The 6558-nt window shown below is 72.6% G+C and carries 5 protein-coding genes and 1 pseudogene; 5 read left to right on the top strand and 1 reads right to left on the bottom strand.

Features of this window, described 5'->3' with window-relative positions; genetic code table 11:
- Nucleotides 1-975, top strand: a pseudogene (locus G3I40_RS09275) (BACON domain-containing protein); the annotation flags it as partial.
- A 19-nt stretch (nucleotides 976-994) separates the two neighbouring features.
- On the opposite strand, the gene G3I40_RS09270 reads toward G3I40_RS09275, so the two are convergent.
- Nucleotides 995-1849: a hypothetical protein gene (locus G3I40_RS09270; RefSeq protein WP_164301681.1), complete on the bottom strand. Its 855-nt coding sequence runs from the start codon at nucleotides 1847-1849 to the stop codon at nucleotides 995-997.
- Nucleotides 1850-1941: 92 nt separating this feature from the next.
- Between G3I40_RS09270 and G3I40_RS09265 the strand changes: the two genes are divergently transcribed.
- From G3I40_RS09265 to ilvD, 4 genes are all read left to right on the top strand, one after another.
- A complete protein-coding gene (locus G3I40_RS09265; protein ID WP_164301680.1) occupies nucleotides 1942-2874 on the top strand; it encodes a Ppx/GppA phosphatase family protein in 933 nt (310 codons plus the stop codon).
- Nucleotides 2875-2945: 71 nt separating this feature from the next.
- Entirely contained in the window at nucleotides 2946-3770 is an 825-nt protein-coding gene (locus G3I40_RS09260) for a sugar phosphate isomerase/epimerase (protein ID WP_164301679.1), read from the top strand.
- Entirely contained in the window at nucleotides 3767-4384 is a 618-nt protein-coding gene (locus G3I40_RS09255; protein ID WP_164301678.1) for a TetR family transcriptional regulator, read from the top strand. Before G3I40_RS09260 ends, G3I40_RS09255 begins: the two co-directional genes overlap by 4 nt.
- Nucleotides 4385-4537: 153 nt before the next feature.
- Nucleotides 4538-6391 (top strand): dihydroxy-acid dehydratase, encoded by a 1854-nt coding sequence (gene ilvD / locus G3I40_RS09250; protein WP_164301677.1) that lies wholly within the window; start codon nucleotides 4538-4540, stop codon nucleotides 6389-6391.
- Nucleotides 6392-6558: the final 167 nt, after the last annotated feature.

The following is a 6558-nucleotide window of genomic DNA, read 5'->3' as shown; positions in this document are numbered from 1 at the left end:
CCCGCCGCACTGCCCCTGGTCGACGCCCCGCGCGCCGCCCTGCACCACGCGATGCACGCGACGCACCCCGGCGGTGCCCCGCGCTTCGACCGGCACGGCTTCCCGATGGACCCCAAGGACCGCGCGGCGCGCCGCGACCGGCTCCGCTCGCGTGCCGTCACGACGACGGTGGTCGCCACCGTGGTGGCCGCCCCCGTCCTCGCCCTGTGGGCCGCCTACCGAGGAGCCCCGCACACCGGGGAGGGCTCCGACGGCCGCTCCATCAGCGCCACCGAGGCGGGCGGTGCGGAAGGGCTGGACGGCGAGCGCACCGGTGACACGTACGAGAACGCGGGCAACGCCAGCACCACCCCCGACCCCCGCTTCACCTCGGGCAGCCGCTCACCGGACGTCTCCGTAGAGGTGATCTCGCCGCCCACGCGCGCGGGTCTGGGCCCGGGCCGGCTCACCGTGGAGGCGCAGCCCAGCGGCGAGACGACACTCATCACGCTGACGGCGTCCGGGAGTTCGGCCGTGCACTGGTCGGCGTCCACCGGGGCGTACTGGCTGTACCTGAGCCGGTCCTCGGGCACGCTGCGGCCGGGGGAGTCGGTCACGATCCAGGTGTACGTCGACGAGGACCAGGAGCCGCGCGGGCACTGGAGCGCACGCGTCGCGATCGCGCCGTCCGGAGCCGTCATCTCCATCGAGGGGTACGGACGCCGGGGCGGCAACGGGCAGGGCCACGGACATGGGCACGGCCACGGACACGGGAACGGTCATGGCCACGGGCACGGGCACGGGCACGGCCACGGCCACGGGACCGGTGCGCCGGACCCCACGCCGTCCGATCCGTCGCCCTCGGAGCCGACCGACGGGCCGAGCGACCCGTCGTCCCCCGACCCGACGACCTCCCAGCCCGACCCGACACCGACCGACTCGACGCCTGGCCACCCGACGGACCCCGGGGGCTCGACCGCGCCGCAGTCCCCGTAGCCCGCGGCCTGCCGTGTCCTTACGCCGAAGCCGGATCCGCCGGATGCGGGGCGACCAGGGGCAGCCCCTTGGGGAGCGAGGCCAGGCGCTCCTCGCACAGTTCGACCAGCCTGGCGTAACCGGCCTTGCCCATCAGCTCGGTCAGCTCCGGGCCGTACGAGACGTACACCGGGTCGCCCGCGCCGTGCGCCGAGGTCGCCGACGTGCACCACCAGTGCAGGTCATGGCCGCCCGGACCCCAGCCGCGGCGGTCGTACTCGCCGATCGAGACCTGCAGGATGCGGGTGTCGTCCGGGCGGTCGATCCACTCGTAGGTGCGGCGCACGGGGAGCTGCCAGCACACGTCGGGCTTCGTCTCCAGGGGCTCGCGGCCCTCCTTGAGCGCCAGGATGTGCAGCGAGCAGCCGGCGCCGCCCTGGAAGCCCGGGCGGTTCTGGAAGATGCACGAGCCGTTGTACGGGCGGGTCTGGCGCTCGCCGTCCTCGTCCTTCGACACCCAGCCGGTCTCGGTCCCGACGTCGTGGTGCTGCCAGATGTCCGGCGTGAGACGGGCCACGTGCTGGGCCACGCGCTTCTCGTCGTCCTCGTCGGAGAAGTGCGCGCCGAGCGTGCAGCAGCCGTCGTCCGCGCGGCCCGCCTGGATGCCCTGGCAGCCGCTTCCGAAGATGCACGACCAACGAGAGGTCAGCCATGTCAGATCGCAGCGGAAGACCTGCTCGTCGTCCGCCGGATCCGGGAACTCGACCCAGGCACGCGGGAAATCGATTCCCTTCTCGTCCGGCGTCCGCTGCTCGGCCCGCAGCGGCTTCGCCTGCTTTGCCGACTTGGACTTCTTGTCGCTCTTGTCGGCCTTGGCCTTTTTCGTCTTTGGCACCGTTCCAGAGTAAGCGCGCGGAGCGGCCCGGGAAGACCCCTGCCGCGGCCGCGGCGGATGAGCGGGCCCGCGGGCGCAGTAGCGTTTCGTACATGAGACTCGGTGTCCTCGACGTGGGTTCGAATACGGTGCATCTGCTTGTGGTGGACGCGCACAGGGGTGCCCGACCGCTGCCCGCGCACTCGCACAAGGCGGAGCTGCGGCTCGCCCAACTCCTCGACGAGCGCGGGGCGATCGGCCCCGACGGGGTGGAGCTGCTGGTCGGCACGGTCCGCGGGGCCCTGGAGGCCGCCGAGGACAAGGGCGTCGAGGACCTGCTGCCGTTCGCCACGTCCGCGGTGCGCGAGGCGAGCAACGCCGACGAGGTGCTGGCCCGCGTGAAGGCCGAGACCGGCGTCGAGCTGCGGGTGCTGAGCGGCGCGGAGGAAGCCCGCCTCACGTTCCTCGCCGCACGCCGCTGGTTCGGCTGGTCGGCCGGGAAGCTGCTGGTGCTCGACATCGGCGGGGGATCCCTCGAAATCGCGTACGGCATCGACGAGGAGCCGGACGCGGCGGTGTCGCTGCCGCTCGGCGCCGGCCGGCTGACGGCCGCGTGGCTGCCCGGGGACCCCGCGGACCCGGCGGACGTGAAGGCGCTGCGCCGGCACGTGCGGGCGCAGATCGCGCGCACCGTCGGGGAGTTCAGCCGGTTCGGGGCACCCGACCACGTGGTCGCCACGTCGAAGACGTTCAAGCAGCTGGCACGGCTCGCGGGGGCGGCCCGGTCGACCGAAGGTCTGTACGTACAGCGGGAGTTGAAGCGCAAGTCCCTGGAGGACTGGGTGCCGCGGCTCGCCGCGATGACGGGGGCCGAGCGCTCCGAGCTGCCCGGCGTCTCGGAGGGCCGGGCCGGGCAGCTGCTCGCCGGGGCCCTGGTGGCCGAGGGGGCGATGGACCTGTTCGGGGTCGAGACCCTGGAGGTCTGCCCCTGGGCGCTGCGCGAGGGCGTCATCCTGCGCCGCCTCGACCACCTGCCGGGGGCGTGAGGCGGCCGGGACCGAGCGGTGGGCCCCGGGGCGGACCCCCGCCGCCGAGCGCGGGCCCGTACTCTGTCTGCGTGGCAGAACCAGTGGTGCGCATCCCGGATGCGAAGGTCGCCCTGTCGACCGCCTCGGTGTATCCGGAGTCGACGGCGACGGCCTTCGAGATCGCCGCGCGCCTGGGCTACGACGGCGTCGAGGTCATGGTGTGGACCGACCCCGTCAGTCAGGACGTCGAGGCGCTGCGCCGCCTGAGCGACTACCACCGGATCCCGATCCTGGCCGTGCACGCCCCGTGTCTGCTGATCACGCAGCGGGTCTGGTCCACCGACCCGTGGATCAAGCTGCAGCGGGCGAAGGCCGCCGCGGAGAAGCTCGGGGCGTCGACCGTGGTCGTGCACCCGCCCTTCAGGTGGCAGCGCAATTACGCCCGTGACTTCGTCGACGGCGTGTGGCGGATGGCCGACGAGACGGATGTGCGGTTCGCCGTCGAAAACATGTACCCGTGGCGCTACCGGGACCGCGAGATGCTCGCGTACGCCCCGGACTGGGACGTCACCAAGGACGACTACCGGCACTTCACCGTCGACCTCAGCCACACCGCGACGGCGCGGACCGACGCCCTGCAGATGTTCGAGCGGATGGGCGACCGGCTCGGCCACGTCCACCTCGCCGACGGGAACGGGTCCAACAAGGACGAGCACCTGGTGCCAGGACGCGGCACCCAGCCCTGCGCCGAACTGCTGGAGCGCCTGGCCACCGGCGGGTTCGACGGGCACGTCGTCATCGAGGTCAACACCCGGCGGGCGATGTCCAGCGCCGAGCGCGAGGCCGATCTCGCGGAGGCCCTCGCGTTCACGCGGCTGCACCTCGCCTCCGCGGTGCAGGTGCCGCGTTCATGAGCGAGCCCGCGCGACGGCGCGGGCGCCCCGCCCGCACCGGGAACACGGACGGGCCCGGGACGCGGGAGCGGATCCTCGCCGTGGCACGGGAGGAGTTCGCCGAGCGGGGGTACGAGAAGACGTCCGTGCGGGCCGTCGCGAAGGCGGCCGGGGTCGACCCCGCGCTGGTGCACCACTACTTCGGCACCAAGGAGCAGGTGTTCGCCGCGTCGGTCGAGACGGCGTTCGCCCCCGCCCTGCAGGCGCCGCGCGTCGTGGAGGACGGCCCGCTCGACGGGGTCGGGGAGCGGCTCACCCGGTTCGTCCTCGGCGTCTGGGAGAACCCCGCGACGCGGGCCCCGCTGCTCGCCATCGTGCGCTCCGCGGTCAACAACGAGATCGCCGCCGGGGTCTTCCGCAGGCTCATCGCCGCGCAGTTGCTGTCCCGCATCGGGCGCCGGCTCGACGTGCCGGAGCAGGAGGCCGAGCTGCGGGCGTCGCTGGCCGCGGCCCAGCTGGTGGGGACCGCGATGCTCCGGTACGTGATCAAGGCGGAGCCGCTGGCCTCGGCGGACGTCGAGGTCCTCGTGGCGCGGCTCGCGCCCGTGGTGCAGGGGCATCTGACCGGCGGATGACCTCTGGATGAGACGTGCGTCCCGATATGCGGACGCCCTGTCCAGACCTCGGAGCGTCGGCGTAGGCTCGTACGCAGTCTTTTCTGTCCTCGAAAAGGCCCACAGGAGGGCCCCTCTCACCGGGTCCCCAAGGTCTCTAAGGAGCGAGCGACGATGCCCGAGCTGAGGTCCCGCACAGTCACCCACGGCCGCAACATGGCGGGCGCACGCGCCCTTATGCGCGCCTCCGGTGTACCCGGTGCGGACATCGGCCGGAAGCCGATCATCGCCGTCGCCAACTCCTTCACCGAGTTCGTCCCCGGCCACACGCACCTGGCGCCCGTCGGCCGCATCGTCAGCGAGGCGATCACGGAAGCGGGCGGCATCCCGCGCGAGTTCAACACCATCGCGGTCGACGACGGCATCGCGATGGGCCACGGCGGCATGCTGTACTCGCTGCCCTCGCGCGACCTGATCGCCGACTCGGTCGAGTACATGGTCGAGGCGCACTGCGCGGACGCGCTGGTCTGCATCTCGAACTGCGACAAGATCACGCCCGGCATGCTGATGGCGGCCCTGCGCCTGAACATCCCGACGGTCTTCGTCTCCGGCGGCCCGATGGAGTCCGGCCGGGCCACCCTCGTCGACGGCACGGTGCGCACGCTCGACCTGGTCGACGCGATGTCGGAGGCCGTCAACGACAAGATCTCCGACGAGGACATCCTCCGCATCGAGGAGAACGCCTGCCCGACCTGCGGCTCGTGTTCCGGCATGTTCACCGCCAACTCGATGAACTGCCTGACCGAGGCCATCGGCCTGTCGCTGCCGGGCAACGGCTCGGTCCTCGCCACGCACACCGCCCGCAAGGCGCTGTACGAGCGCGCGGGCGCCACCGTCGTCGACCTGACCCGGCGCTACTACGGCGAGGACGACGACTCGGTCCTGCCGCGCAACATCGCCACGCACGCCGCGTTCGAGAACGCCATGGCGCTCGACATCGCCATGGGCGGCTCCACGAACACGATCCTGCACCTGCTGGCCGCCGCCCAGGAGGCCGAGGTCGACTACAACCTCGACCACATCAACGCCGTCTCGCGCCGCGTCCCGTGCCTGGCCAAGGTCGCGCCGAACGTCGCGGGTTCGAAGACGTACTACATGGAGGACGTGCACCGCGCCGGCGGCATCCCCGCCATCCTCGGCGAGCTCTACCGCGGCGGCCTGCTGAACGAGGACGTGCACACCGTCCACTCCCCGTCCATCAAGGAATGGCTGGACGCCTGGGACAGCCGCAGCGGCGCGACGTCGGAGGAAGCCGTCGAGCTGTGGCACGCGGCCCCCGGCTGCGAGCGCTCCGCGACCGCCTTCTCCCAGTCCAAGCGCTGGGACAGCCTCGACACCGACGCCGCGAACGGCTGCATCCGCGACGTCGCCCACGCCTACTCCAAGGACGGCGGCCTCGCCGTCCTCAAGGGGAACCTGGCGGAGGACGGCTGCGTGGTGAAGACCGCCGGCGTCGACGAGTCCATCTGGACCTTCGAGGGCCCGGCCGTCGTCTGCGAGTCGCAGGAGGAGGCCGTCCAGAAGATCCTCACCCAGCAGGTGAAGGAGGGCGACGTCGTCGTCATCCGCTACGAGGGTCCCAAGGGCGGCCCGGGCATGCAGGAGATGCTCTACCCGACCTCCTACCTGAAGGGCCGCGGCCTCGGAAAGGCCTGCGCCCTCGTCACGGACGGCCGCTTCTCCGGCGGCACTTCGGGCCTGTCCATCGGCCACGCCTCGCCCGAGGCGGCGTCCGGCGGCACGATCGCGCTCGTCGAGGACGGCGACCGCATCCGCATCGACATCCCCGGCCGCACGATCGAACTGCTCGTCTCCGACGAGGAGTTGACCGCCCGCCGCGAGGCGCTCGGTGGTGTCTACGCCCCCAAGGCGCGCGAGCGCAAGGTCTCCCAGGCCCTGCGCGCCTACGCCGCGATGGCCACCAGCGCCGACAAGGGCGCGATCCGCGACGTGTCCAAGCTCGGCTGACCTACCGTCACCAGTCCTCGGGGTGGCGCCCGTCCACCCCGAAGACCGTGCCGTCCGGCGCGCCCCCGAAGACCTTCCCGTCGGCCACCACCGGCGCCGCCAGCTCCGCGACCACCCGGTCCGTGCGGGCGGCCGGCCGCGGGCGGGTCTGGGCCAGCGCCGTGCCG

This window comes from Streptomyces sp. SID14478, from assembly GCF_010548525.1.
Lineage (GTDB): Bacteria > Actinomycetota > Actinomycetes > Streptomycetales > Streptomycetaceae > Streptomyces.
This window is presented reverse-complemented; position numbering and strand designations above follow the sequence as displayed.

What these genes read in the sequence shown, in the direction of transcription:
- G3I40_RS09265 (WP_164301680.1), top strand. Translation starts at nt 1,942, where the DNA reads ATGAGACTCGGTGTCCTCGACGTGGGTTCGAATACGGTGCATCTGCTT.
- G3I40_RS09255 (WP_164301678.1), top strand. Translation starts at nt 3,767, where the DNA reads ATGAGCGAGCCCGCGCGACGGCGCGGGCGCCCCGCCCGCACCGGGAAC.
- ilvD (WP_164301677.1), top strand. Translation starts at nt 4,538, where the DNA reads ATGCCCGAGCTGAGGTCCCGCACAGTCACCCACGGCCGCAACATGGCG.